Here is a 26,430-nt window from a genome sequence, read left to right as displayed (position 1 = left end):
CCTGAGTGGTTGATCTTAACTTGCTTCGCGCAGGCGCTGCGCCGCCTGGACCATGTTGGCCAGCGCCTGACGGGTTTCCGGCCAACCGCGGGTTTTCAGGCCGCAGTCCGGGTTAACCCACAGACGCTCAGCCGGAATACGCTGCGCCGCTTTGAGCAGCAACGCTTCAATCCACTCAACGCTCGGTACGTTTGGCGAGTGAATGTCATACACGCCTGGGCCGATCTCATTGGGATACTCAAACTCTTCAAACGACTCCAGCAATTCCATATCGGAACGCGAGGTTTCGATGGTAATCACGTCCGCATCCAGCGCGGCGATGGAATCCATGATGTCGTTGAATTCGCAGTAACACATATGGGTGTGGATCTGCGTATCGTCGCGGGCAACCGCCGCATTCAGGCGAAACGCTTCCACCGCCCAGGTCAGGTAGGCGTCCCAATCTGAGCGATGCAGCGGCAAGCCTTCGCGCAAGGCGGGCTCATCGATCTGAATAATTCCGATACCGGCTTTTTCCAAATCGGCCACTTCATCGCGCAGCGCCAGCGCGATTTGTTTGGCGATGGTTTCACGGGTAACGTCTTCACGCGGGAAAGACCAGCACAGAATGGTGACCGGGCCGGTCAACATGCCTTTCAGCGGCTTGTCGGTCAGGGATTGCGCGTACTTCGCCCATTCAACGGTAATGGCTTCAGGCCGGCTGACGTCGCCGATGATCACCGGCGGCTTCACGCAGCGGGAACCGTAGCTTTGCACCCAGCCATTCTGCGTAAAGACGAAGCCATCCAGATGTTCGCCGAAGTATTCCACCATGTCGTTGCGTTCCGCTTCGCCGTGCACCAGCACATCCAATCCCAGACGTTCCTGCTCGGCCACCGCCTGTTTAATATGTTCGGCGATACCCGCGCGGTAGTGATTGCCGTCCAGACGCCCTTGTTTGAAGTCCAGACGCAGACCGCGGATTTCCGTGGTTTGCGGGAAAGAGCCGATGGTGGTGGTCGGCCATGCGGGCAGTTTGAAGCGCTGGCGCTGAGCGGCGGCGCGCAGCGGGTAAGCCTGCTGACGCTGACTGTCCTGCGCAGTGATGGCGGCTAAACGCTGAGCCACCGCGGGGTTGTTCACCCGGGTGGAGGTGCGGCGGGCGCGGATCGGCGCGCTATACGCCGCCAGCGCCTGACCATCGCCGCTGTTCAATGCCTGAGAAAGCAAAGCGAGCTCCGCGCATTTCTGGATGGCGAAGGCAAACCAGCTTTTTACTTCATCATCCAGACGCGTTTCCGCGTTTAAATCAATCGGACTATGCAGCAGCGAACAGGAACTGCCCAGCCAAAGGCTGCGTTTGCCGACCAGCGGTTGCAGACGTTCAAACCACTGGCTTAGATCGGCGCGCCATACGTTACGCCCGTTAACGACGCCCAGCGACAACAGCCACTCCGCCGGTAATTGTTCATTTAACGACGCCGCATCATCTTTACCGTGCACCAGATCGACATGCAGCCCCTGCACCGACAGCGCTTTAATGGTATCCAGATTATGGCCGATGCTATCGAAATAGGTGGTCAGCAACACTTTCACCTGCCCTTGCAGCGCATCGTATGCCGGTTTGAATGCCGCCAGCCACGCCTGCGGCAGTTCCAGCGCCAGCGCCGGCTCATCGATCTGCACCCATTCGATGCCGCGTTTCGCCAGTTCGGCCAGCACCTGCCGATAAACCGGCAAAATATCCTGCAACAGCGATAGACGATCAAACGGCTCGCCTTTTACCTTGCCCAACCACAGATAAGTTACCGGCCCCAGCAGCACGGGTTTTACCCGATGTCCCAGCGCCAGCGCCTCATCCACTTCATCCAGCAGTTGCGTCCAGGCCAGTTTGAACTGCTGGCCCTTAGTGAATTCCGGCACCATGTAATGGTAGTTGGTATTGAACCACTTGGTCATCTCGGCCGCCGCCGCCGGCTCTCCGGTCGGCGCCCGGCCACGGCCAATGCGAAACAGCGTATCCAGATCGACGGAGCCATCGGCATTCTGATGACGGGCCGGCACGTTCCCCAACAGCAGGCTGGTCGTCAACACATGATCGTACCAGGCGAAATCGCCTACCGGCAGCAGATCGACGCCGGCATCCTTTTGTTGCTGCCAGTGCCGCGCACGCAGTTCGCGTCCAACGGTCAGCAACGCTTCCTGCGTCGCGTTGCCCGCCCAATAGCTTTCCTGCGCTTTTTTCAGTTCGCGTCGCAGCCCAACACGTGGAAAACCCAGCGTGTGATTTAAAATCGTCATCGTTAACCCTCATTTAGCCGTCCAGATGTTTACACATCCATAATCCGCAGGTAGTGTATTGGACACAAGCGCAATTTATTCACCGTCACTGTGAAGGACTCTCATGATCGAACTTAAACACCTGCGAACGCTGCAAGCACTGCGCAACACGGGATCGTTAGCCGCCGCCGCCGCCGCGCTTCATCAAACCCAGTCGGCGTTGTCACACCAGTTCAGCGATCTGGAACAACGCCTTGGGTTCAGGTTATTTGTGCGGAAAAGCCAGCCGCTGCGCTTTACGCCCCAGGGAGAGATCCTGTTACAGTTGGCCGAACAGGTGTTGCCGCAAATTCAGCAGGCGCTACAGGCATGCAATGAACCGCATCAGGCCACGCTGCGGCTGGCGATTGAGTGCCATAGCTGTATTCAATGGCTAACGCCGGCGCTGGATGAGTTTCATCAAAACTGGCCGCAGGTGTCGATGGACTTTAAATCCGGCGTTACCTTTGATCCGCAACCGTCCTTGCAGCAGGGCGAGCTGGATCTGGTGATGACTTCGGATATCCTGCCGCGCAGCGGGTTGTACTACGCGCCGCTGTTTGATTTTGAAGTCAGGCTGGTGCTGGCGCCAGAGCATCCGCTGGTCGGAAAGGAGGTCATTGAACCAGAGGATTTAAGCGAGGAGACGCTGATGATTTACCCGGTGCAGCGCCAGCGGCTGGATATCTGGCGTCACTTTCTGCAACCCGCGGGGATCAGCCCGGCGTTGAAAAACGTCGATAATACGCTGCTGCTGATCCAGATGGTCAGCGCGCGCATGGGGATCGCCGCCCTGCCGCACTGGGTGGTGGAAAGTTTCGAACGTCAGGGGCTGATCGTAACCAAAACGCTGGGAGAGGGACTGTGGAGCCGGTTGTACGCCGCCGTGCGCGACGGAGAACAGCGTCAACCGGTGATAGAAGCGTTTATTCGTTCGGCGCGTCGGCACGCTTGTGAGCACTTACCGTTTGTGCGGGACGCTTCGCGACCCAATACCGGTGTACCCACAGCGAGGACATAATGATAATCGCCCCGATGATAAAACTCGGCCAGTGTACCTTTTCCTGCCAGATAGCCAGGTTGACCAGCAGACCGGCGGGAACGTGGAAATTATTCATAATGCCCAGCGTCCCGGCATCGACCTGGGTGGCGCCATAGTTCCACATAAAATAGCCTAAACCGGAAGCCACAACCCCCAACCAGACCAACACCCCCCACTGCAACGACGTGGTCGGCAGTTGGCCGGCATTGCCAAATAGCAGCCAGGCCACGACCGAAACCGCCAACGCGCCCAGATAAAACCATGAAAAGGCGCAGTGCTGCGGCATCGGATGCACTTCCATCAGCCGTTTATAGCCGACCTGACCAATGGCGAAGAAGATGTTCGCGGCCTGTACCAGCATCAGTCCCCACAGAAAATGCGTGCTGACCCCGTCGTAGCGAATCACCGCCGCGCCCAGAACGGCCAGCAGCGCGCTGAATATATAGCCCCAGCGCAGGCGCTCACGGCGCAGCAGATCGTAGATCAACGTGACATACAGCGGCGTCATGACCGTAAACAGCAAGAATTCCGGTACGGTAAGATACAGATATGCTTGAAAAACAAACAAATACATAATGCCTAGCTGACAGGCGCCAACCAGCAGATAGAGGAAAATTACGCGCGGCGCGTAACCCCGCCAGCGTAAGAATGGCAAGAAGACCAGAGCCGCCAGCCCGACGCGCATCAATACGGAAAACCAGCTATCGACATGGCCAGCAAGATATTCGCCAATCAGGCTAAATGAAAAAGCCCACAATATTGTGGTGATAATAAGTAATGGCACTGCAATATCCACCGTACAGAAAAAAGTGCCGTTATTGTAACGAAGGATAGCGAATAAATTTCAATCAAAATGGTTTACATGCGAACAAATAGCGAACGAACAGCGCCGCGTACCGCATTGCCCAAAATCATTCTTATGCCATTGCGCCGGCACAGTGCTCATCGCAATATTCCATCAGCGATATATTATCCTTATGGATATGAGGCCAAAAAATAAACCCCTTTCGAATCGTTCAAAAGGGGTTTGCAGTCTCTTCTTCCGCCGCCGGAGCGAATCTTGAAATTTATCGGCTACACTAAATTTGCCATCTAAACCAGGCAAAAAAGACGTTCCCGTTATTGTATGTACCGGGAATATACGTCGCCTGGAAAGAGAGCTTCTGGTAACTGATTGAGGCCAGAGGCAGCAATACCGGAATCGGAATATAGTTCCAGTTGTCGCGCATGGTGACGCCGGCGGTAAAGCCCAGCCCCAGTTGGAAATCCTGATCGCTGGTCGGACGCCAGCGCTTCTCAAAACCGTAGCCGCCAATCGGTTCCCACTTGTTATGGGAATCCTTGAACGCCATCAGGTATAGCGAATGCCAGTCGCCGTCCTCGTCCAGGCGCGACACGCCATAACCCGCGCCCCACGGACGTTCATTATATTCATCCGTCTTTTCTTTATCGTACGTCCAACGGTTATGCCAGGTAATCGCCGGAATGTAGATGTCGTGGTTCGGTGATTCCGACCACGTTTTAGACAGATTGTTTTTGCTTCTCTGCCACCAGCTTTCATCATGTACTGCGGCGGCGGCATTACTGCTATCCGTACCGCCGTTTACCACGCTGACATTATTCTCTGTGCCAGTTGCATGAGTCAAAATCGGCATAGCGGATGAAACAAGAAACCCCAGAACGACGAAGATACGCTTTAAATACATTTTGTTAGACTCTCTGCAACCATAACATCACTATCTATAGCAGATACCAGAATAAATACCCTAAATAATTCGAATTGCCGAAAGGCGACGGCACAGCGTCAAATCTGCCGGAACGGATTTGACCGCGGCGCGCAACGGCCAACGATAATGGGCCGAATAATAAAGCACACGCACACGCAACTTGAAGTATGGCGGATATATTCTGTTTTCACAGATAGCGCGACAATAAAAAATTCGTCATCATTATGTAGGAATAAATGGCGATGACTGTTAAATAAATTATCACTTGAAAAAGTGTTTCAGACACTTCCTACCCCGGATAACAAAAAATCGCCATATTTACCCTGGCGGGGAGCATTTAATTCCCGGGGTCGGTATGAGGGAAATCAGAGAAGCGGGAATAGCCGAAGCGCGAAATATCCGCCGAGGCTCATAGAGTAATACCGTTCACCCAATCTCAATATTTGGGAAACATGACGATGGCGCCGCAGTTGCCCTGAGTATCCCGCGCCTTAAACAAGCGCCATAGCAGCGGATGAAGCGCCATTAAATAGGCAAGCCCGGTCAAATACCATCCCCATATTCGAAGCCGCGATTAACGCCGTTGAAATACTGATCCATATCCATGGATGGTTTATCCGTCTCAGGACGGCCGACGATGCGGGCGGGGACGCCGGCAGCGGTAGTGTGAGGCGGAATCGGTTGTAAAACAACGGATCCGGCGCCGATTTTAGCGCCGCGTCCAACCTCAATATTCCCCAGTATCTTGGCGCCCGCGCCAATCATCACCCCTTCACGAATTTTAGGATGGCGATCGCCGCTGGTTTTACCCGTACCGCCTAGCGTAACGGACTGCAGAATAGAGACGTCATTCTCAACCACTGCGGTTTCCCCGATCACAATGCCCGTGGCATGATCGAGCATGATCCCGCAACCAATCATCGCCGCCGGGTGGATATCGACGCCAAAGGAGACGGAAATCTGGTTCTGGAAGAAAATCGCCAGCGCTTTACGCTCCTGTGACCAAAGCCAGTGGCCGATGCGGTACGCCTGTAACGCATGGAACCCTTTCAGGTAAAGCAACGGAGTCGAATATTTATCAACGGCGGGATCGCGCAGGCAAACCGCCTGAATATCGCGCGCGGCGGAAACGATCATCTGCGGATCGGCATGATAAGCCTCTTCGGCGACTTCACGGATAGCAATAGCCGGCATGATCGGACTCGCCAGTTTGTTCGCCAGCATATAGCTCAGCGCGCTACCCAAATTTTCGTGTTTCAGCAATGTCGCATGAAAAAAACTGGCCAGCATAGGTTCGCTATCCGCCAAACTACGCGCTTCAGCCTTGATATTTGTCCAGACCAGTTCCAGTTCTTCTGTCGACATTGCTCTACTCTCCGAAATACCGCTCATCCAGATACGACCTGTCATCAACCCATGCGCGCCATAAAAGTACGCGAGCCATCCGTATTAACGGAGCCCGGTAAAAATTGCAATACTGTTACGTCAAGAATTCAAGATACCCAAGTCTACATCAGCGAGGCATCCGCAAACGTTAACCGCATTCCCATTTTCCTTCACGCTTTGCAACGCCATCACGGCGGCCCGTCAAGGCCCCCAGGTATAGAGCGGATAATCAGACTGACATGAAATGATATTGCAGTAAAAACGGGTGTTTTATAAATTGGCGCTTTCGTCTTTGCGTGTACGCCCCAACAAACTTAACGCGGCTTCCCGGGCATCTTTTCCACAGTACAGAACCTGCCAGATTTGCTCGGTGATCGGCATTTCAACGCCGTAACGCTGCGCTAACGCCAGCACTTCTTTGGTGTTACGGTATCCTTCAACCACCTGACCGATCTTATCCTGAGCGCTCTGAACATCCATCCCCTGCCCCAGCATCATACCGAAACGCCGGTTACGGGATTGGTTATCCGTACAGGTCAAAACAAGATCGCCCAAACCGGCCATTCCCATGAAGGTGGTGGGATCCGCGCCCAGCGCCACGCCCAGCCGGGTCATCTCCGCCAGCCCCCGGGTAATCAGCGCCGTACGGGCATTGGCGCCAAAGCCGATGCCGTCAGACATTCCGGCGCCAATCGCGATCACGTTCTTAACCGCGCCGCCCAGCTGTACGCCGATAAAATCAGGATTGCTGTATACCCGGAAACTTTTGCCGCAATGCAGCAAACGTTGAAGATCATCGGCGAACTCGCCGTCGGTCGACGCCAGAGCAATCGCCGTTGGCAGGCCGGCGGCCAACTCTTTGGCGAAGGTAGGGCCGGATACGACCGCGAGCGGAATGCGCTCACCCAACGCTTCACGCGCGACATCCTGCAACAGGCGCCCGGTTTCGGCTTCCAGCCCTTTGGTCGCCCAGACCACGCGCGCGTCGGCGCGCAGATGCGGTTTAATCTGACGTAATACATCCCCGAACACATGGCTGGGTACAACCACCAGCACATTGCGGCTGGCCGCCAATGCCTGCGCCAAATCGGTTTCCAGTTGCAACGAATCGGGGAAAGGCACGTCGGGAAGAAATGCCTGGTTGCAGCGGGCGGCCTGCAAGGCGTGAATATGATCGGGATCGTGCCCCCAGAGCACGACCTTATGACCATTGCGCGCCAGCGTAATCGCTAATGCGGTGCCGTATGAACCGGCACCGATTACGGCCATTGAAGCGTCAGACGCGTTCATCAGGCATCCTGACTCGGCGCGGCGCCTTCCGCCTGCTGTTGCAGGTAGTTCATGAACAGCGCATCAAAGTTGACCGGAGCCAGGTTCAACTGCGGGAAAGTGCCGCGGGAAACCAGGTTGGTAATGCACTCGCGCGCATAGGGGAACAGGATGTTCGGGCAATAGGCTCCCAGGCAGTGAGCCAGTTGCGTACCTTCGATGCCGCCGACGGTGAAAATCCCGCCTTGCTGAACTTCGCACAGAAATGCCGTTTCTTCGCCCAGTGAAGCGGTTACCGTGACGCGCAGTACGACTTCATAAATGTCTTCCGCCAGTTGGCTGGACGCCGTGTCCAGATCCAGCTTCACTTCAGGCTGCCACTCTTTCTGGAATACCTGAGGCGCGTTCGGCGCTTCAAAAGAGATATCTTTGGTATAGATACGCTGGATTTGGAAAGACATTTCGACGTTGTTTTGTTCAGACATGTTAAATAATACCTTTTGTTGGATTTCTTTGACGCCTTCCATCGTCAGCGAAGGTAGACACCAGTAGATTACGTAATCTTAGCGTTGCAATCGGCCCGGCGAGGCTATCAGGCTATCGCAAGAGCCGTTCGCCGTGAATCTGTTACTTACCGGGAACCACTGCCTTACTTACCCCGGACCAAAGGCAGGTTTTCGCCGCTCCAGCCGGCCAGACCGTCCTTCAGAACCAGTACACGTTCAAAACCCGCTTTCAGCAGATCGGCCGCCGCATCGCGCGAAGACATACCGTTGGCGCACACCACGATCACCGGCTGCGCTTTATGCTTTTCCAGTTCGCCTACGCTGCCGTTTTTAATATCGTTGGGCAATAGGTTAAATGCGTTGGCGATATGGCCGCGACGATAATCATCACGATTTCGAATATCGACAATCACGGCATCTTCTTTGTTGATCAGTTGGATCGCTTCGCCGCGAACCACTTCCTTCACTTTCGAAAATTTACTCTTCACCGTAAGCACGATAACGATAACCAACAGGGCAACCCAGGCCACACTTAATATAGGGTGCTTGCTAATGAATGGTATAATCTCTTGCATGGGGTATAACGACTCCCGAATCAGTTAAGCGACAAAAATATAAGGTTCCTGAGTATACCTGCGCGATACGGCAAATACAGCCAGTAAGCCAACATAGCGTACTGAATCTGCGGCGCGATACGTAAAATCACCACACAGATTGTGTAATGCAACCATTCTATACTCAATAGATTTCAAAATGCAGTCAGGTGAAACCGAACAAGCTCCCCAATGCCGAGGGAAACCGGCGGCAAAGAACGCAACGCATCAAAACGCCGATTTGCAAGATGGCGAGAAGGGGGAATACGCGCGCATTCTCCTCTTTAATCTATTATTGGGTGTCCCTTATCGCAGATTCCGGGACATCGCATCGTTGTCACGGATAGAAATAGAAATCCGGAATTAGACGACTGGTAAGCCGCTGTTCATCGTGGAATAATCCTTCGCTATGAGTAAAAAAGCGTTATCTGTACAGTTGAGAACCGCCTGCCGCGCCCATATTCGATTTCCGGCGTTACGCAAACGGTTCGCCCGGGGCGCCTGCGCGTTTTGCGTCGGCGTCTGGCTATTGTCCGATATCAGCCTGGCCGCTGATAATCAGCAACAGCTCAAAAACCTACAGCAGGATATCGCAGCAAAAGAAAAAAGCGTTCAGCAACAGCAGCAGCAGCGCAGCGCGTTGCTCCAGCAGTTGAAAAAACAGGAACAGTCGATCGCGCAATCGAGCCGCCAACTGCGTGAAACGCGTAATACGCTATCGAGCTTAAATAAAGAGTTGAGCGCGCTCGCCGCCTCCATCGCCAAGCTGCAGTCACAGCAAAAGGCGCAGCAGGACATGCTTTCGCGCCAGCTCGACGCCGCATTCCGGCAAGGTCAACACAGCGCGCTGCAACTGATTCTGAGCGGAGAAGAGAGCCAGCGCAGCGAACGTATTCTCGCCTATTTCGGCTATCTGAACGAAGCGCGCCAGAAATCCATCAATGAATTACAGCAAACTCGCACCGAACTGGCCAGCCAGAAGCAGTTGCTGGAGCAGAAACAAAATCAGCAGAAAACCCTGTTGAACAACCAGCAACAGCAGCAGCAAACGCTGGAGCAGGCGCAGTCCGAGCGAAAGAAAACGCTGACGACGCTAGAAAGTTCTCTGGAAAAAGATCAGCGTTTGCTCACGGAATTACGTCAAAACGAAACCCGGCTGCGCGATCAAATCGCCCGGGCGGAGCGCGAAGCCAGGGCCAGGGCTGAACGCGAAGCGCGGGAAGCGGCCAAGGTCCGGGCCAAAGAACAGCAGGCCAAACGTAGCGGCGGCAGCTATAAGCCAACGGAAAGCGAACAATCGCTGATGGCCCGCACCGGCGGTTTGGGACGTCCTGCCGCGCAGGCTTTCTGGCCGGTTCGCGGTCGAATCGAGCATCGCTTTGGCGAATCGCTGCAAGGCGAGTTACGCTGGAAAGGAATGGTGATCGCCGCGCCGGAAGGAACCGAAGTGAAGGCCATCGCCGACGGCACCGTTCTAATGGCCGACTGGCTGCAAGGTTACGGCCTGGTGGTGGTCGTTCAACACGGCAAAGGCGATATGAGTTTATACGGCTACAACCAAAGCGCGCTGGTTTCCGTTGGCGCACAGGTTAAAGCGGGCGAACCCATTGCGCTGGTAGGCAACAGCGGCGGGCAAAGCCAGTCGGCACTCTATTTTGAAATTCGTCGCCAAGGGCAGGCGGTAAACCCACAACCCTGGTTGGGAAGATAGTCTTGTATCATATAAAACAAAAAATATTTTTATTTTTCAGCCTATTGTCGCTATCTCCGTTTATCTCGGCCGGTAAACTATCCATCGTAATTGATGACTTTGGCTATCGTCCTCATAATGAGAATCAGGTTTTAAATATGCCCACGGCCATTTCGGTCGCGGTGTTGCCTAACGCGCCTTATGCCCGGGAAATGGCGACCAAAGCGCATAATCAAGGGCGTGAAGTGCTGATCCACCTGCCGATGGCGCCGCTGAGCAAGCAGCCGCTGGAACGCGATACCCTACATCCTGATATGAGCAGCGAAGAAATTCAGCGCATCATTCGCCAGTCGGTCAACAACGTGCCTTACGCCAGCGGGCTGAATAACCATATGGGCAGCGCAATGACTTCCAGCCTGCCCGGCATGCAAAAAGTGATGCAGGCGCTGAGCGCCTACCACCTCTATTTTCTCGACAGCATGACGATCGGCAGCAGTCAGGCCAGCCGGGCCGCCGCCGGAACCGGCGTAAAAGTCATTAAGCGGAAAGTGTTTCTGGATGACTCGCAGAATGAAGCCGATATCCGCCAGCAGTTTAACCGCGCCGTGCAGATAGCGCGGCGCAGCGGTTCCGCAATCGCTATCGGCCACCCGCACCCATCGACCATCAAGGTCTTGCAACAAATGCTGCCCACGCTGGGATCCGATATTGTGTTAGTGCGCCCCAGCCAGTTGTTGAATGAACCGACGCAGCATTACGAACCATTGCCCGCGCCAGAAACGCCGAAAGCGACAAAACCGCAGCCGCCATTCCACGGCGTTAAACCCTTCCCTGGGATAAAACAATGTACGGTGAAACATCCGCCTGAACCGGTGACGAACGAGACGATATTCCAATTGATTAAAGACAGCATCCACGACAGCGCCGCCGTCATCTATATAAAACGCCGCTGGCAAACCTGGGTCGCGCCCGCAGAACAACAACATTAAACGGTAAATCGTTGCGCTATTTTTCTTTCTCGATCGCAGAAATCCCGGAGAAATAAACGCCGGGCTGCTTGCGGTAAAATGAAATGCTATTATAGCGGTCATAGACAGCGTGAGGCGTGGTGCCTCACCGGCAAGATTAACAAGGGTAGATCCCATGATTATCGTTACTGGCGGCGCCGGTTTCATCGGCAGCAATATTGTGAAAGCGCTCAATGACATTGGCTATCGGGATATCCTGGTTGTCGATAACCTGAAAGATGGAACGAAATTCGTCAATCTGGTGGATCTGGATATTACAGACTACATGGATAAAGAAGATTTCATCGCCAATATCATAGCTGGTGACAATCTGGGCGATATCGATGCCATTTTCCATGAAGGCGCCTGCTCATCGACTACCGAGTGGGATGGCAAGTATATGATGGATAACAACTATCAATACTCTAAAGAGGTGTTGCACTATTGCCTCGATCGCAATATCCCGTTCCTGTACGCCTCCTCCGCCGCGACCTATGGCGGCCGTGACAATAACTTCATTGAAGAGCGCCAATATGAGCAGCCGCTGAACGTCTATGGCTACTCTAAATTCCTGTTCGATCAATATGTGCGCGAAATTCTGCCGCAGGCCGAATCGCAAATTTGCGGCTTCCGCTATTTCAACGTCTACGGCCCGCGTGAGGGGCACAAAGGCAGCATGGCCAGCGTAGCCTTCCACCTGAACAAACAGATTAACCAGGGTGAAAACCCGAAACTGTTTGCCGGCAGCGAAAACTTCAAGCGGGACTTTATTTACGTCGGCGACGTCGCCGCCGTCAATCTGTGGTTCTGGCAAAAAGGCGTGTCCGGCATCTTCAACTGCGGCACCGGCCGGGCTGAATCTTTCCAGGCCGTCGCCGACGCCACGCTGGCGTTCCATAAAAAAGGCAGCGTGGAATATATTGAATTCCCAGAAAAGCTAAAAGGCCGTTATCAGGCATATACACAGGCGGACCTGACCAAACTGCGCGCAGCAGGTTACGACAAGCCGTTTAAAACCGTCGCCGAAGGCGTAGCGGAATATATGGCCTGGCTAAACCGTACCGCTTAATCCGGTATCGTTATCCCCGTGCAGCCTATACGCCCAATAGATTTCAAGATGCAGGAAGAGAGTCAACACGCCTGCAATTGGAAAGATGGCGGGTATATTGTTGGCGTGCGCCGTAAGGAATAGATAAACGGTATGAAATCAATATCATGAAGATCGTAGTCATCGGTCCTTCCTGGGTTGGCGATATGATGATGTCGCACAGCCTGTATCGCACGCTAAAAGCCGAGCATCCGGAAGCAATCATTGACGTGATGGCGCCTGCGTGGTGCCGTCCTCTTTTGGCGCGTATGCCGGAAGTCAACCAGGCGTTGGCGATGCCATTGGGCCACGGCGCGCTGGCGCTGGGAGAACGCCGCCGTCTCGGGATTTCGCTGCGCGATAGCCGCTATGATCGCGCCTATGTTTTGCCCAACTCATTTAAATCGGCGCTGGTGCCTTTTTTCGCCCGCATCCCGCGGCGAACCGGCTGGCGTGGAGAAATGCGCTACGGAGTGCTGAATGACATCCGCGTGCTGGATAAAGCCGCGTTCCCGTTGATGGTACAGCGCTACGTTGCTCTGGCTTACGATCGCAACCGCATTCACAGCGCGCAGGATCTTCCCCAGCCAATACTTTGGCCTCAGCTACAGGTCGGCGATGAAGAAATCGCCGCGATGACGGCGAGTTTTAAGCTCAATACTCCGCGCCCGGTTATTGGTTTCTGCCCCGGCGCAGAATTTGGCCCGGCCAAACGCTGGCCGCATTATCACTATGCCGCGCTGGCGCAAATGCTGATTGAACGGGGTTATCAAGTCGCCTTGTTCGGTTCCGCCAACGACCGCCCGGCAGGCGATGATATCCGCTCGGCACTGCCGGAACATGCGCAACAATATTGCGCCAACCTGGCCGGACAAACGTCGCTGGAGCAGGCCGTCGTGCTGATTGCCGCCTGTCATGCGGTAGTGAGTAATGATTCGGGATTAATGCACGTCGCCGCCGCGCTTGACCGCCCGCTGATCGCACTCTACGGTCCCAGCAGCCCCGATTTCACCCCCCCGTTGTCACGCCGGGCGGAGGTTATTCGCTTAATTACCGGTTATCAACGGGTACGCAAAGGCGATGCCGAGCAGGGATACCACCAAAGCCTGATCGACATCCAGCCGGAACAGGTTTTCAATGCTCTGGAAAAATACCTGACAGCGCCGGGAGAAAACGCATGAGGGTGTTGATCGTCAAAACATCTTCCATGGGAGATGTTCTGCATACGTTACCTGCATTAACCGATGCCATGCACGCGTTGTCCGGCGTTCAATTTGACTGGGTGGTGGAAGAAGGATTCGCGCAAATACCCAGTTGGCACCCGGCAGTATCCCGGGTGATACCCGTTGCCATCCGCCGCTGGAGAAAAAGCTGGTTCAGCGCTCAAACACGGCGGGAACGCGCGCGCTTTAAGCAGCAACTGCGGGAAAAGCATTATGATGCGGTGATTGACGCCCAGGGGCTGATAAAAAGCGCCGCGCTGATCACCCGCCTTGCCCGAGGGAAAAAGCACGGGTTGGACTGTAAAAGCGCGCGTGAACCTCTGGCGAGCTGGTTCTACAACTACCGCCATCCCATTAGCCGTCAGCAACATGCGGTTGAACGCATACGCGAGCTTTTTGCCGCCAGCCTGCAATATGGAAAACCCGCAGATAGCGGCGATTACGCGATTGCACAACGTTTTCTTTCACAGTTACCCGCCGACGCCAATCAATACCTGGTATTTCTTCATGCCACCACCCGCGATGAAAAACACTGGCCGGAAGCGCACTGGCGGGAATTGATCGCCCAGCTGCAACCCAGCGGATTGCGAATCAAACTCCCCTGGGGGGCGGAACATGAACATCAACGCGCCCTGCGTCTGGCTGAAGGATTTCCTCATGTTGAGGTATTGCCCCGTCTTACGCTGCAACAGGTAGCGGAAGTGCTGGCCGGAGCTAAAGCCGTCGTTTCCGTCGATACCGGTTTAAGCCACTTAACCGCGGCGTTGGATCGCCCCAATATCACGCTGTATGGCCCAACCGATCCGGGGTTGATCGGCGGATATGGGAAAAATCAGATTGCGGAACTGTCTGAAACCCATCAAATGAGCACAATTACTGCTGAGGAAGTCGGTCGGAAATTAGAGAAAATGTTAGAATTTACGGCATCAGGTGATGAATAATTCTGTCCCCGGCGATTTGAATAAAACACATGACTAATTTTTTAGACGATGATCTGAGTTACGCCTTGTCTAGCGGTCGCTCGAAGGTCACTTTCCGTGGTTGTTTGCCGACGCCATGTGTTAGCGGTCGGTCTCATGGACATTACCCGCGCAATAACCACATATAGAGTAGTAAATTGAATGAGTTATCAGGATAAAAGAGGAGTCTGTTTTAGTACGATGACAGGAAAGAATGGCATATAACAAGGTACGATGCCGTCTAATGATAATGTCTTCCAGTCCACTGGTAGCTGTCGAGCCAGGGGCGGTAGCGTGGCTAATCAGGAATACGACAACGCTCAACTAAAATAATAGCTTTATTCATCCATATAAATTGCTCATGACTAAATACAGAGTCTCTCTTTTACATCTCACTAAAGATAACGAAATTAGCATAAAAAAACATGATAAACATTCAATCAAATACTTCAAAAAACATATTACCCACTCTCATATATATAGGATTCGTTATTGCATTAAGCCTTATGATATTTAATTCACGACTATCCGTGAAAATATTCAATAATCTTGGGGTAATTGTTACAGTATATTTACTCTTTGTCATCAAAAAAAATGACATAAACATAAAGAGCACAATAATAACACTAAGCATGTTATTATTGTGCGCTGTGAATTTTACTTGGGAGTTAATGTACCGGGTAGAAAACAGCGATGTATCAGGAGTATATCGCGCTTATCACAATGTAGATAAGATATTACTTCTGGGTTCAATGTGTATACTCCTTGCAATTCAATTACCTACAAGAGATAAAATAACCAAGCCATTGCTCACTGCAATACATATAATCCCTGGCATATTATTACTGTATTTTTATTTTACCCCTGACAATGGAAGATTCACGCTATCTGATGGCATACCGACAACGTCTGGTTATATGATGACGTTCATCGGAATTGTGATTGCACAAGCGACTCTTTTAAAGAAAACAGTAAAAAGGGTTAACCTTTTCCTGCTAAATTATGCCATCTTTTTCATTTTAATAATCCTCACGGAAACCCGGGCGGCAATATTAGCATTTCCTTTGTTAAACATAATATTATTATACCCCTGCATTACGAATGAAAGAAAAATAGATTTCAACCTAATCAAAAAATTCGTAATAGTCAGTATTACCTGTCTGATTTTATGCCATAACACAATTAATACCAGAGCAAACAATATGTTTTCAGATCTGAAAAGATATGATTCATCAGATAGCCACTCATCCGTTGGCGCACGTATCGCCATGTACAAAACAGGTATCGTCAGTTTTCTGGATGCGCCATGGGGACAATCAGCCGAATCAAGAGCGATGAGTATTCAACAACAGACTGAAAAAAATCGTTCCTTGTCTGGGGCATCGCAATATACCGAGGTTCATTTACATAATGAACTCATTGAGACACTCTCGCTGAAAGGAATTTTTGGTGGCGTTGCCTTATTTATATTTTATGTTTCATTGATTTATGTTTCTTTATTTTTTATAAAAGATTATGCAGTTATATCACTATCATTATCACTAATGATTTATGGTTTAAGTGACGTTATTTTTTATGAAAAAAATATATCTATAGTATGGATTCTTACCTATTGCCTTAGCATTGTGCTAGCGAAAAGTAAAAATGAAAGATCCGTAAATAGTACCGAAGACTCGAAATAAAGGAATTGTTGTGGATAATCTTTATCAAAATCACCAAAGGATTTTGGTTACAAAGCTCAGATTCCACGGCGATATGCTGCTCACCACACCGTTGTTCAGCACGCTGAAAGCCAACTATCCGAACGCGAAAATCGATGTATTGTTGTATGAAGATACCATTCCTATTTTATCCGAGAATAAAGATATTCATCACTTATATGGCATAAAAAGGAAAGAAAAGTCGACAATTAGCGCTATTAGGAATATTTTAAAGCTAATTTTTACTCTTAGAAAAAATCATTATGACCTGATTATTAACCTGACGGATCAATGGCCTATCGCACAACTACTGCGATTCGTAACATCATCCAGAAAAATAAGCCTAAATTTTCCTCATCGCCAATCTTTTTTATGGACAAGCTGTTTTGATGAAATCATAAAGCCTGAAGGTTCTCATGTGGTTGAACAGATGCTTTCCATACTCAAACCGTTGAATATAACAACGTTAAAAACCAAAACGGTTATGGCTTATGATGTTCAACATTGGGAAGAAATACATAACCGACTTATCCAGCTGAATGCTGATAAAAAATATGTCGTTATACAACCAACGGCACGCCAAATATTTAAATGTTGGGATAATGATAAGTTTGCTGAAGTTATTAATAACATCCAGTCCTGCGGATGGAACGTTATTTTGACTTCTGGTCCCGGTCAAGAAGATCGGCAATGTATAAAATCTATTGCAGATTTATGCCAGCCCCCTCCCATAACTGAATTCGCCGGAAAAACCACTTTCCCTCAGTTGGCGGCATTAATAGATCACGCGGAACTATTTATTGGCGTTGATTCCGCTCCGATGCATATGGCCGCCGCGCTGGAAACGCCGATAGTGTGTCTGTTTGGCGCAACGGATCACCAGTTCTGGCGTCCCTGGTGTGATAATAAAATTATTATTTGGGCTGGAGATTACCAAACCATGCCGCAACGCCACGATCTGGACAGAAAATATAAATATCTATCCTGTATTCCAGCTAAAGATGTTACTGAAGCAGCGATGAAGATGCTATCTGGAAATACGCTAGCATCCCAAACAGAAACATCTCAATTTTCGGCAAAACTATGATCCTCGCATTTTGTTTATACAAATACTTCCCGTTCGGCGGATTACAGCGGGATTTCTTACGCATTGCAGCGGCCTGTCAGGCGCGAGGGCATCACATTCGCGTATATACCCAATCATGGGAAGGTCCGCTGGTTGACGGCTTGGAACTCATTAAGGTTCCTGTGCGCAAGCATACCAACCATTCGCGTAATAAAGAGTATTACCAGTGGGTACGGCAGCATATGCAGCAAAACCCGGTCGATCGGGTTGTTGGCTTTAACAAAATGCCGGGGCTGGACTTTTACTACGCGGCCGATGTTTGCTACGCCGAAAAGGTTGCGCAGGAAAAAGGGTTTTTATACCGCTTAACCGCGCGTTATAAACATTACGCCGCTTTTGAAAAAGCCGTTTTTGAGCGTAACAGCCGCACCAAAATGCTGATGTTAACCCACCGTCAGATTGACGATTTCAAAAAGCATTACGGCACTCAGGACGAACGCTTCATTATTTTACCACCGGGTATTTCGCCCGATCGTAAATATGGCCCGGACGCGAGTCAGGTTAAAAGCAGATTCAGACTTGAACAACAGATCCCTGACGATAGCCGGGTTGTGCTGCAAGTCGGTTCCGATTTCAACCGCAAAGGCGTTGAACGCAGCCTTCATGCCATCGCCAGCCTGCCGGCGGCGGACAGAAAGCAGACTGTTTTTCTGGTCGTCGGACAGGATAAGCCGGATCGCTACCAAAAAATCGCCGCACAGTTAGGCATAGGTTCACAGGTCCGTTTCTTTTCCGGCCGTAACGATATCCCGGATTTTATGGCCGCGGCCGATGTGCTGATCCATCCTGCTCACCAGGAAGCGGCGGGCATCGTATTACTGGAGGCAACCACCGCCGGACTGCCGGTTATCGTCACCGAGGTCTGCGGTTACGCCTTTTATATTAATCGGGCAAATGCCGGGGTAGTGATTAAAGAACCCTACCGCCAGGCGGATCTGAATAATGCATTGCAGCACGCGCTGACGCATCCCGACGTACTCGCGCAGTGGGCGGCCAACGCCCGGCATTTTGCAGATACCGAAGATTTATACAGCTTGCCAGAAAAAGCGGCAGCGCTTATCACAGGTGAGCAGCAATGATTGAATTAAAAGAGCCCTTCGCTTCACTGTGGAAAAACAGCGATCCCTTTAAAGAAATCGATAAACTCGACGGCGACATATTTCGCGCGCTTGAAAGCCGCCGAACCCTACGTTTTACCGTGGGTGATAACGCTTATTTTATAAAAATACACCGCGGCACTTCGCTGAAAGAAGCGCTTAAGAACCTGATTTCATTAAGGCTACCGGTATTGGGCGCCGATCGCGAATGGAATGCTATCCACCGTTTGGCTGAGTTGGGCGTCGATACCATGAAAGGCGTCGGTTTTGGTCAACGCGGATTAAACCCATTGCGCCGTCACTCTTTTATTATCACGGAAGATCTTAATCCCGCGATCAGTCTGGAAGATTACTGCGCGAATTGGCTGGAAAAGCCGCCGTCAGCGAGAGAAAAGCGACGCCTCATCCAGCGGGTCGCGGAAATGGTCAGAAAGATGCACGCGGGCGGCGTCAACCACCGGGACTGCTATATCTGTCATTTCTTACTGCATCTGCCATATAACCCGGACGGTAACGCGCTGAAAATATCGGTGATTGATTTGCACCGTGCTCAAATAAGGGAAAAGGTTCCTACGCGCTGGCGCAATAAAGATCTTATCGGCTTGTACTATTCGTCGCTTAATATCGGGTTAACAGCAAAAGATCTGCTTTGGTTCCTGAAGATCTACTTTGATCATCAGCCATTGCGTACCATTTTGAAGCAGGAACAGCGTTTGCTTCATGAAGCCCGTATTAAAGCAGAGAAAATACGCGAGCGAACAGAACGCAAGGCGTTGTAATTCACGGCCAGATTAACTTTATGAATATACTTTTTGTTGGGGAAGCCGTTTCCGGGTTTGGCGGCATTGAAACCGTACTTAAAAAAGTGACCGGTTTTTTAGCAAGCGACAGCGAAACACAAAATGATTACACGCTGTACTTTCTGTGCCGAGATGATCGTATGGATAAAACCTGGTTACAGGGAAAACATAGCGTCTGTCACCGCTCGGGGATCAAAATATCCTTCCTACGGAGGCTCAGCCATGCTTTCGCGCTGGCCCGCTATATCAAGCAAAATAAGCCGGATGTGGTGATTGCCTTTGACTCGCCCTCCTGTCGTATTGCGTCGCAGGCCGTCCAACGTAGTCGGGAAACCATTCCTATTATATCGTGGCTGCATTATTCGCTCGATCACAAAAAACACTCCGAGCAGGCGCTTTGCGCTGACTATCACTTTGCAATCAGCTCTGGCATAAAACAGCAGCTAATAAACCGTGGCGTGCCCGCCGAACGTATTTCCGTGATTTTCAACCCGGTGACGCCGCAAAATAGCGTGATTCCCCGCCCCGCGAGTACGGAAAGCGCCGTCTTTATCTATGTGGGACGCCTGAAGTTTGAAGGGCAAAAACGGCTTAAAAATATGCTTGATGCGCTTGCTGGCCTGACGGGAAATTGGCAGTGCCATTTTATCGGCGATGGTTCTGATGCATCCATCTGTAAAGAATACGCCCGAGAACAAGGGATAGATAATCGTGTTCACTGGCATGGATGGCAGGCGGCGCCATGGGACTATATTCAAAAGAATATTAAAAATGTCTCCGCTTTCATCATGAGCTCCGCTTTCGAAGGGCTCCCGATGACGTTGCTTGAAGCCATGTCGTACGGCATATATTGCATCAGCAGCGACTGCCCGTCCGGCCCCGGAGATATCATCAGGAATGGCATTAACGGACAACTCTATCCGCCTAATTCGACGGTTTCTCTGCGCGATGCGTTGCAAACCATCATTAGTCAGGAGCCCATGCCGACAGCAGAACAAATAAAAGCCTCCATACACCATTTTTACGACGAGACTTACTACCAGACGATGAAAGAAAACATTGAAGCCGTTATTCACCATCGGACTATCCGCTAATCGTAAGCTGGACTCGCTATGTATTTCAAAAAAAATGATGTGATTACAGAAACCGTTAGTTTCTCATTTTCTCCTTCACATCCTGACAATGATGTCCTGAATATTACTTTCGGCACGGATAAAAACTTTTTATTTGGCTGTGCGGTTTCGATTGCTTCCATTCTGCTGAAGAATAGTAACCAACCTCTTTCTTTTCATGTATTTACAGATACTCTTGATCAAGAAAACCGCGCGCGGTTCAACGCTCTGGCAAAACAATATAATACGTCTATAACGTTGTATATCGTCAACTGCGGCTGGCTGAAGCGTCTCCCCAGCACCAAGAACTGGTCATATGCTATCTATTTTCGCTTTATTGCCGTTGATTATTTTTACAATCAGCTAAATAAAATCGTCTACCTGGATTCGGATATTGTCTGCAACGGTTCGCTGCAACAGTTAGCCAAGCTGGATATAGATAATTATATCGTCGCTGCGGTGACTGAGGGTGAGAGCGCCTGGTGGGAAAAAAGCGCTCGCCGGCTGGAAACGCCCGCAATCAAAAACGGTTATTTTAACTCCGGTTTTTTGCTGATTAATGTGGATAACTGGCACCGGAACGATATCACTAAGAAAACGATGCTCATGCTGACAGATAAGGAAATTGCCGGCAAGGTTTCCTATCCCGATCAGGACATTTTAAACATCCTGCTCCCCGGTCATATCTTATTTCTTGATAAAAAATATAATACGCAGTTCAGTATCAACTATGAATTAAAATGTAAAGCTGGGGAGACGTATCCTCATCCCATAAATGACGATACCGTATTTATTCATTATATAGGACCAACCAAGCCGTGGCATGAATGGGCGGAATATCCTAGCTCGCGTTATTTCTATACCGCCAAGGATAATTCCCCCTGGGAAAGCATCCCGCTGGAAAAAGCGACATCAGCAAATCAACTCAGGTATTGCGCCAAACATTACTTCCATAAGAAAAAAATCCTATCATCGTTTATCAGTTATCTTAAATATTTCATCAAGAAACTATCTTTACGGTAAGAATTAAGAGAAAAAAATGTATTTTAATAAAGAAATGATTATCGATAGAACCATAAAAATTATAGGCGACGAGACCGACGATGCTTTTTTAAACATTGCCTATGGCATAGATAAAAACTTCATTTTCGGCGCGGCGATTTCTGCAACATCAATAATCATTAACAATAAAATACCTTTATTCTTTCATTTCTTCACTGATTATGTGGATGACGACATCATCCGTAGATTCCAATCTATGGCCAGCAAATTCCACGTCAATATCCATATATACAAAGTCAATACAAAACTGTTAGACGATCTTCCTCAAAATAGATGGCCATGTTCAGCTTATTTTAGGCTCATCGCTTTTGATTATTTAAGCGACACTGTTGATACCTTACTATATTTAGATGCTGATGTAATGTGCAAAAGCAATCTTGCTGAATTGCAACAACTCGACTTTAAGTCTTCTATCTGCGCGATCGTCCCTGATATTACCGAGACTCAGGAACAATGTGCGATCCGATTGGCAAGGCCAGATATTAAAGAGCATTACTTCAACTCAGGCGTTATGTTTACCCATTTGAAAAACTGGGAGCTTAATCAACTAACGCAAAAGACATTATCATTTATTAAAGAAAATACGGCGCTTAAATATCCCGATCAAGATGCGCTGAATGTGCTTCTCCATGGGAAAACCATTATTCTTCCCCGTAAATTCAACTGTATCTATAGCATTAAAAGCGAACTAAAAGACAAGACTCATCAAGCCTATAAAAAAATCATCAATGATGAAAGCGTGTTTATTCATTACGTCGGGACAACCAAGCCATGGAGTGAATGGGGACAATATCCTTCAACGTTATTTTTCAATCAGGCTTATCACCAATCAACATGGAGCGATATCCCCCTTGCCGAGCCTGTAACTCCACTCCAATGGAAGAAAAAGTCAAAACATGAAATGAAAAAAAGAAAATATATAAAAGGGATCGCTAGCAGAATAAAATATCTTATTGAAAAGCAGAACAACAATAATTAATACATTTTACGGTAATTAAGACATGAACATAACATCTGTTGTAATTATTTACAACTCCAAAATAGAAGATTCTGAAACATTACAAAGCATCAGGAATTGCCATCTTGATGGGGTGAACTTGGAAATTTGCATTTGGAATAATGGTCCCTACTTTCTTAATGAAAAAGATATTTTAGATTTCTTTTCTTTATGCGAAGACAAAAAAATAAAAGTAAATATATATCAGGACATACGAAACATATCATTATCCAAAATATATAACTTTTTCATTAAAAATAAATCATTTGATTTTATCACAATACTGGATCAAGACTCTCACTTACCTATCGATTACTATAAAAATATAACTATTCATAGCAATGCGGAAATTATAGCCCCTCAAATAATTGCCGAAAAAAACGGGGTAATGATGCAAACAGATCCTCATCTATATGGGGACTCAAAAATCATGCTCCAAGAAGGTAAGGTCGATACAAGTATCGACTCGATTATGTCCGGTCTCATCATATCCCAAAAGGCTATCAGAAAAATTCAGGCATTCCGAGGCTATGTATTTGAAGAAAAACTGGCGTTTTATGGTATTGACAGTGATTTATTCAGAATCATTAATATGATGTCAGGCGTTCAGCAACCACTCGATATATATTGCGCTAATACAATTTATCACTCATTCGCTATATTCAATCCGGAAGAAGCAAAGAATAAATTCCGGCTAATGGAAATGTTTTACTTTAAATTTTTTATACGCAATGAGTATCAGAAAAAGTCAAAAGCAAGTACCCTATGGGTTTGCATTAGGGACTTTCTTAGAGGTAAAAACAGTTTCTATCGGACTAAAAACCTTATTAAGTTCACATTGAAAAACATGCATCCTCGGTCAGAGTTAGAAATACATAGCAACATAAACCCCACGCACTCCAATTTAAAAAATACAGTAGAGCATTATAATTTTTAACTTCTCAAAAACAGCAACCACAGCATATATTCCTATAGAGGGAAAAATGAAAAAAATATCATTCGTGATCCTAACATGGAATAGATCCAAAATGTTAGAATTATGCCTTAATAAATTGCATGCGGCGATTAAAAATAAAGATGAGTGTGAAATACTCATATTGGATAATGCTTCCACTGACAACACCAAAGACATCATAAATGAATTTCAAAGAGAAAGAAGAGATATTTCTATCAAAACCATATTTAATAAGAAAAACACTGGGCTAAATGGATATATAACACTTTTCTCAAAAGCCGATGCTAAATATATTGTTGAAGTTGATGATGATGTTTTAGAATTTCCGGATGATTTAGATTCCATATTCGACGCTTACATGGAAAAATTCCCTGAATATGGCTATCTCGCTTTAGACGTTATCCAGAATGAGCATACTGATGGAGCAAAACCCGGCGCGGAATATTATACCGAGATAGAGCGCGACGGAATGGTGATTGAAAATGGTCCGACTGGAGGATGGTGCTCATGCTTCAAAAAAGAGGATGTGAAGATAATACCGTTCTTATTTAAAATATTTAATAAATTTGATTTTAATAAAGGAGAAGATAACTTTTTATGTCAGACAATGAAAAAACGAGGTAAAAAATTCGGTATAATAAAAGAAATAAAATGTTTCCACGCCGCAGGCCCTTATTATTCAAAAAAATTTGAGCAGCTAAACAGAGACATCTTAAAATATAAAGAATCCGGACTAAATGACTATGTCAATAAATATAAAGAATACCTATAGCATCTCAGATATAGCCCGTGGAAAAACATTATCGGTAACAGCATAAAACAGTTTTTATTGAGTGCCGACTTAAAAACGTCAAAACATATAGAATTGTTAAAATATAACCGCAACTATATAATATTACGTTCAACACTAACAAAAATTGAAAAACCCATGCTACAAGCCCTCTACACCGTTCTTTTGTACCTAATCCAACCATTGATATGGATTCGCCTGTGGTTGCGCGGACGTAAGGCTCCGGCATACCGCAGACGCTGGAGCGAGCGCTACGGTTTCTGCGCGGAGAAAGTAAAACCCGACGGCATCATGCTGCATTCCGTCTCCGTGGGCGAAACGCTGGCGGCTATCCCGTTGGTTAGGGCATTGCGGCATCGTTACCCTAACCTGCCGATCACCGTAACCACCATGACGCCAACCGGATCCGAACGCGTACGCTCGGCGTTCGGCGACTCGGTTTATCATGTTTATCTGCCCTATGATTTGCCCTGCGCCCTAAAGCGCTTCTTTAATCAGGTTCGCCCCAAGGTCGTCATCATCATGGAAACGGAACTATGGCCGAACCTGATTGCAGAACTACACCAGCGTAAAATTCCTTTGGTGATTGCCAACGCCCGTCTGTCGGCGCGTTCCGCCGCCGGCTACAAGAAAATAGGGGGCTTAACCCGCCAGATGCTGCGGCGTATCACCTTGGTGGCGGCGCAAAATCAGGAAGACGGGGAACGTTTTATCGATCTCGGTCTAAAGCGATCGAGCCTGGCGATCACCGGCAGCCTCAAGTTTGATATTTCCGTTACCCCGGAACTGGCCGCCCGCGCCGTGACGCTTCGGCGTCAATGGGCGCCGCACCGGCCGGTCTGGATCGCAACCAGCACTCACGAAGGCGAGGAAGCCATTGTTTTAGCGGCCCATCGCCAGTTGCTGGCTAACTTTCCCGATCTGCTGCTGATCCTGGTTCCCCGCCATCCTGAGCGTTTCGCCACGACGCAAGCGCTGACGCAAAGCCTGGGGTTCAACTATATCTTGCGAAGCAGCGGCGAACCGCCATCCGCCGACACGCAGGTGATTGTCGGCGACACCATGGGCGAACTCATGTTGTTATACGGCATCGCCGATCTGGCGTTTGTCGGCGGCAGTCTGGTCGAACGCGGCGGGCACAATCCGCTGGAGGCCGCCGCTCACGCCATCCCCGTGCTGATGGGGCCGCATACTTTTAACTTTAAAGATATCTGCAACAAACTTGAGCAAGCAGACGGCCTGATTACGGTTACCGATACCGCCTCACTGGCCAAAGAAGTTGGAAATCTGCTCGCCGATGAAGACTACCGCCGTTATTATGGCCGACACGCCGTTGAGGTATTACATCAGAATCAAGGGGCTCTGCAGAAGTTACTTTCATTACTGGAACCTTATCTGCCGCCCCGGATTCACTAATCAGCCGCGGTATTGAGCGCAAAAGCAGAGGAACGCCATGACAACTAAAGCCATTTACCCCGGTACTTTTGATCCGCTAACCAACGGTCATTTGGATCTGCTTACCCGCGCATCAAGCATGTTCGACCATCTGGTGCTGGCGATTGCCGCCAGCCCAAGCAAAAATACGTTATTTACGCTTGATGAACGAGTGACGCTGGCGAAAGGAGTCACTCAACATTTGCCAAACGTGGAAGTTATCGGCTTCAGCGAACTGATGGTGCATTTCGCGCAACGCCAAAAAGCCAACATTCTGGTTCGCGGATTGCGCGCGGTTTCTGATTTTGAGTATGAGCTTCAACTCGCGAAAATGAACCACCATCTGATGCCGACATTAGAAAGCGTGTTTCTTATGCCCTCGGAAGAGTGGTCCTTTATTTCATCATCCCTGGTTAAGGAAGTTGCCCGTCACGGCGGCGATGTCTCACATTTTCTTCCCAAATCCATAGCTGCCGCGCTGAAAAAGAAACTGGCCTGAATCCCAGTCCTTAATGCTTCCATTATGCCCACCGTTGTATGCTGGTAAACGAGCCAGCATCGTTGCCCTGC

Annotated in this window: 24 protein-coding genes; 17 read left to right on the top strand and 7 right to left on the bottom strand. The window is 49.3% G+C overall.

The window, feature by feature from the left end:
• Nucleotides 1–15: 15 nt before the first annotated feature.
• Nucleotides 16–2,280, bottom strand: a complete 2,265-nt coding sequence (gene metE / locus HC231_RS01000) for a 5-methyltetrahydropteroyltriglutamate--homocysteine S-methyltransferase (RefSeq protein WP_208229339.1) — start codon at nt 2,278–2,280, stop codon at nt 16–18.
• Nucleotides 2,281–2,383: 103 nt separating this feature from the next.
• On the opposite strand from metE, the gene metR reads away from it, so the two are divergent.
• Entirely contained in the window at nt 2,384–3,319 is a 936-nt protein-coding gene (gene metR / locus HC231_RS00995; RefSeq protein WP_208229338.1) for an HTH-type transcriptional regulator MetR, read from the top strand.
• Here the strand turns inward: metR and HC231_RS00990 are convergent.
• From HC231_RS00990 to HC231_RS00965, 6 genes are all read right to left on the bottom strand, one after another.
• On the bottom strand, nt 3,225–4,124 hold the full coding sequence (locus HC231_RS00990; protein ID WP_208229337.1) for a carboxylate/amino acid/amine transporter: 900 nt from the start codon (nt 4,122–4,124) through the stop codon (nt 3,225–3,227). The genes metR and HC231_RS00990 overlap by 95 nt on opposite strands.
• A gap of 295 nt (nt 4,125–4,419) precedes the next feature.
• A complete protein-coding gene (gene pagP, locus HC231_RS00985) occupies nt 4,420–5,046 on the bottom strand; it encodes a lipid IV(A) palmitoyltransferase PagP (protein ID WP_208229336.1) in 627 nt (208 codons plus the stop codon).
• Between the two features lie 564 nt (nt 5,047–5,610).
• On the bottom strand, nt 5,611–6,432 hold the full coding sequence (cysE, locus tag HC231_RS00980) for a serine O-acetyltransferase (RefSeq protein ID WP_208229335.1): 822 nt from the start codon (nt 6,430–6,432) through the stop codon (nt 5,611–5,613).
• A gap of 291 nt (nt 6,433–6,723) precedes the next feature.
• Complete coding sequence (gpsA, locus tag HC231_RS00975; protein WP_208229334.1) at nt 6,724–7,743, bottom strand: NAD(P)H-dependent glycerol-3-phosphate dehydrogenase; 1,020 nt, start codon at nt 7,741–7,743, stop codon at nt 6,724–6,726.
• A complete protein-coding gene (gene secB, locus HC231_RS00970) occupies nt 7,743–8,207 on the bottom strand; it encodes a protein-export chaperone SecB (RefSeq protein WP_208229333.1) in 465 nt (154 codons plus the stop codon). The genes gpsA and secB overlap by 1 nt, the downstream gene beginning before the upstream one ends.
• Before the next feature lie 164 nt (nt 8,208–8,371).
• Nucleotides 8,372–8,803: a rhodanese-like domain-containing protein gene (locus tag HC231_RS00965; RefSeq protein ID WP_208229332.1), complete on the bottom strand. Its 432-nt coding sequence runs from the start codon at nt 8,801–8,803 to the stop codon at nt 8,372–8,374.
• A 427-nt stretch (nt 8,804–9,230) separates the two neighbouring features.
• Here HC231_RS00965 and envC point away from each other — a divergent pair, with 427 nt between their 5' ends.
• The 16 genes from envC (at nt 9,231) to coaD (ending at nt 26,359) form a co-directional block, all read left to right on the top strand.
• Entirely contained in the window at nt 9,231–10,532 is a 1,302-nt protein-coding gene (envC, locus tag HC231_RS00960; RefSeq protein ID WP_208229331.1) for a murein hydrolase activator EnvC, read from the top strand.
• A gap of 2 nt (nt 10,533–10,534) precedes the next feature.
• Nucleotides 10,535–11,500 (top strand): divergent polysaccharide deacetylase family protein, encoded by a 966-nt coding sequence (locus HC231_RS00955; RefSeq protein WP_208229330.1) that lies wholly within the window; start codon nt 10,535–10,537, stop codon nt 11,498–11,500.
• Nucleotides 11,501–11,654: 154 nt separating this feature from the next.
• Entirely contained in the window at nt 11,655–12,587 is a 933-nt protein-coding gene (gene rfaD / locus HC231_RS00950; protein WP_208229329.1) for an ADP-glyceromanno-heptose 6-epimerase, read from the top strand.
• Nucleotides 12,588–12,733: 146 nt separating this feature from the next.
• Nucleotides 12,734–13,786, top strand: a complete 1,053-nt coding sequence (gene rfaF / locus HC231_RS00945; protein WP_208229328.1) for an ADP-heptose--LPS heptosyltransferase RfaF — start codon at nt 12,734–12,736, stop codon at nt 13,784–13,786.
• Nucleotides 13,783–14,769 carry a lipopolysaccharide heptosyltransferase RfaC gene (rfaC, locus tag HC231_RS00940; protein ID WP_208229327.1) on the top strand — a complete coding sequence of 329 codons (987 nt, stop codon included), beginning with the start codon at nt 13,783–13,785 and terminating at the stop codon, nt 14,767–14,769. Before rfaF ends, rfaC begins: the two co-directional genes overlap by 4 nt.
• Before the next feature lie 689 nt (nt 14,770–15,458).
• The gene (locus HC231_RS00935; RefSeq protein WP_246494656.1) at nt 15,459–16,469 is read left to right on the top strand and encodes an O-antigen ligase family protein; all 1,011 of its coding nucleotides are present in this window, start codon (nt 15,459–15,461) and stop codon (nt 16,467–16,469) included.
• 73 nt (nt 16,470–16,542) lie between these two features.
• A complete protein-coding gene (gene rfaQ, locus HC231_RS00930; RefSeq protein WP_246494780.1) occupies nt 16,543–17,574 on the top strand; it encodes a lipopolysaccharide core heptosyltransferase RfaQ in 1,032 nt (343 codons plus the stop codon).
• Nucleotides 17,571–18,692, top strand: coding sequence for a glycosyltransferase family 4 protein (locus tag HC231_RS00925; RefSeq protein ID WP_208229324.1), 1,122 nt, complete (start codon nt 17,571–17,573; stop codon nt 18,690–18,692). Before rfaQ ends, HC231_RS00925 begins: the two co-directional genes overlap by 4 nt.
• Nucleotides 18,689–19,489, top strand: a complete 801-nt coding sequence (gene rfaP, locus HC231_RS00920) for a lipopolysaccharide core heptose(I) kinase RfaP (RefSeq protein ID WP_208229323.1) — start codon at nt 18,689–18,691, stop codon at nt 19,487–19,489. The genes HC231_RS00925 and rfaP overlap by 4 nt, the downstream gene beginning before the upstream one ends.
• A gap of 20 nt (nt 19,490–19,509) precedes the next feature.
• Nucleotides 19,510–20,604 carry a lipopolysaccharide 1,6-galactosyltransferase gene (gene waaB / locus HC231_RS00915; RefSeq protein WP_208229322.1) on the top strand — a complete coding sequence of 365 codons (1,095 nt, stop codon included), beginning with the start codon at nt 19,510–19,512 and terminating at the stop codon, nt 20,602–20,604.
• Nucleotides 20,605–20,622: 18 nt separating this feature from the next.
• Entirely contained in the window at nt 20,623–21,645 is a 1,023-nt protein-coding gene (gene waaO, locus HC231_RS00910; protein WP_208229321.1) for a lipopolysaccharide 3-alpha-galactosyltransferase, read from the top strand.
• 16 nt (nt 21,646–21,661) lie between these two features.
• Nucleotides 21,662–22,663 carry a glycosyltransferase family 8 protein gene (locus HC231_RS00905; protein ID WP_208229320.1) on the top strand — a complete coding sequence of 334 codons (1,002 nt, stop codon included), beginning with the start codon at nt 21,662–21,664 and terminating at the stop codon, nt 22,661–22,663.
• Between the two features lie 22 nt (nt 22,664–22,685).
• Nucleotides 22,686–23,618 (top strand): glycosyltransferase family protein, encoded by a 933-nt coding sequence (locus HC231_RS00900; RefSeq protein WP_208229319.1) that lies wholly within the window; start codon nt 22,686–22,688, stop codon nt 23,616–23,618.
• Between the two features lie 91 nt (nt 23,619–23,709).
• Complete coding sequence (locus HC231_RS00895) at nt 23,710–24,408, top strand: glycosyltransferase family 2 protein (RefSeq protein WP_208229318.1); 699 nt, start codon at nt 23,710–23,712, stop codon at nt 24,406–24,408.
• Nucleotides 24,409–24,564: 156 nt separating this feature from the next.
• Nucleotides 24,565–25,842, top strand: coding sequence for a lipid IV(A) 3-deoxy-D-manno-octulosonic acid transferase (waaA, locus tag HC231_RS00890; protein ID WP_208229317.1), 1,278 nt, complete (start codon nt 24,565–24,567; stop codon nt 25,840–25,842).
• 37 nt (nt 25,843–25,879) lie between these two features.
• Nucleotides 25,880–26,359: a pantetheine-phosphate adenylyltransferase gene (gene coaD / locus HC231_RS00885; protein ID WP_048637014.1), complete on the top strand. Its 480-nt coding sequence runs from the start codon at nt 25,880–25,882 to the stop codon at nt 26,357–26,359.
• Nucleotides 26,360–26,430: the final 71 nt, after the last annotated feature.

The organism is Brenneria izadpanahii, assembly GCF_017569925.1.
GTDB lineage: Bacteria > Pseudomonadota > Gammaproteobacteria > Enterobacterales > Enterobacteriaceae > Brenneria > Brenneria izadpanahii.
Note: the sequence above shows the minus strand (reverse complement) of the source record. Positions and strands in the feature narration are given on the sequence as shown.

What these genes read in the sequence shown, in the direction of transcription:
- metE (WP_208229339.1), bottom strand. Translation starts at nt 2,280, where the DNA reads ATGACGATTTTAAATCACACGCTGGGTTTTCCACGTGTTGGGCTGCGA.
- metR (WP_208229338.1), top strand. Translation starts at nt 2,384, where the DNA reads ATGATCGAACTTAAACACCTGCGAACGCTGCAAGCACTGCGCAACACG.
- pagP (WP_208229336.1), bottom strand. Translation starts at nt 5,046, where the DNA reads ATGTATTTAAAGCGTATCTTCGTCGTTCTGGGGTTTCTTGTTTCATCC.
- cysE (WP_208229335.1), bottom strand. Translation starts at nt 6,432, where the DNA reads ATGTCGACAGAAGAACTGGAACTGGTCTGGACAAATATCAAGGCTGAA.
- gpsA (WP_208229334.1), bottom strand. Translation starts at nt 7,743, where the DNA reads ATGAACGCGTCTGACGCTTCAATGGCCGTAATCGGTGCCGGTTCATAC.
- secB (WP_208229333.1), bottom strand. Translation starts at nt 8,207, where the DNA reads ATGTCTGAACAAAACAACGTCGAAATGTCTTTCCAAATCCAGCGTATC.
- HC231_RS00965 (WP_208229332.1), bottom strand. Translation starts at nt 8,803, where the DNA reads ATGCAAGAGATTATACCATTCATTAGCAAGCACCCTATATTAAGTGTG.
- envC (WP_208229331.1), top strand. Translation starts at nt 9,231, where the DNA reads ATGAGTAAAAAAGCGTTATCTGTACAGTTGAGAACCGCCTGCCGCGCC.
- rfaD (WP_208229329.1), top strand. Translation starts at nt 11,655, where the DNA reads ATGATTATCGTTACTGGCGGCGCCGGTTTCATCGGCAGCAATATTGTG.
- rfaF (WP_208229328.1), top strand. Translation starts at nt 12,734, where the DNA reads ATGAAGATCGTAGTCATCGGTCCTTCCTGGGTTGGCGATATGATGATG.
- rfaC (WP_208229327.1), top strand. Translation starts at nt 13,783, where the DNA reads ATGAGGGTGTTGATCGTCAAAACATCTTCCATGGGAGATGTTCTGCAT.
- HC231_RS00935 (WP_246494656.1), top strand. Translation starts at nt 15,459, where the DNA reads ATGTACCGGGTAGAAAACAGCGATGTATCAGGAGTATATCGCGCTTAT.
- rfaQ (WP_246494780.1), top strand. Translation starts at nt 16,543, where the DNA reads ATGCTGCTCACCACACCGTTGTTCAGCACGCTGAAAGCCAACTATCCG.
- HC231_RS00925 (WP_208229324.1), top strand. Translation starts at nt 17,571, where the DNA reads ATGATCCTCGCATTTTGTTTATACAAATACTTCCCGTTCGGCGGATTA.
- rfaP (WP_208229323.1), top strand. Translation starts at nt 18,689, where the DNA reads ATGATTGAATTAAAAGAGCCCTTCGCTTCACTGTGGAAAAACAGCGAT.
- waaB (WP_208229322.1), top strand. Translation starts at nt 19,510, where the DNA reads ATGAATATACTTTTTGTTGGGGAAGCCGTTTCCGGGTTTGGCGGCATT.
- waaO (WP_208229321.1), top strand. Translation starts at nt 20,623, where the DNA reads ATGTATTTCAAAAAAAATGATGTGATTACAGAAACCGTTAGTTTCTCA.
- HC231_RS00905 (WP_208229320.1), top strand. Translation starts at nt 21,662, where the DNA reads ATGTATTTTAATAAAGAAATGATTATCGATAGAACCATAAAAATTATA.
- HC231_RS00900 (WP_208229319.1), top strand. Translation starts at nt 22,686, where the DNA reads ATGAACATAACATCTGTTGTAATTATTTACAACTCCAAAATAGAAGAT.
- HC231_RS00895 (WP_208229318.1), top strand. Translation starts at nt 23,710, where the DNA reads ATGTTAGAATTATGCCTTAATAAATTGCATGCGGCGATTAAAAATAAA.
- waaA (WP_208229317.1), top strand. Translation starts at nt 24,565, where the DNA reads ATGCTACAAGCCCTCTACACCGTTCTTTTGTACCTAATCCAACCATTG.
- coaD (WP_048637014.1), top strand. Translation starts at nt 25,880, where the DNA reads ATGACAACTAAAGCCATTTACCCCGGTACTTTTGATCCGCTAACCAAC.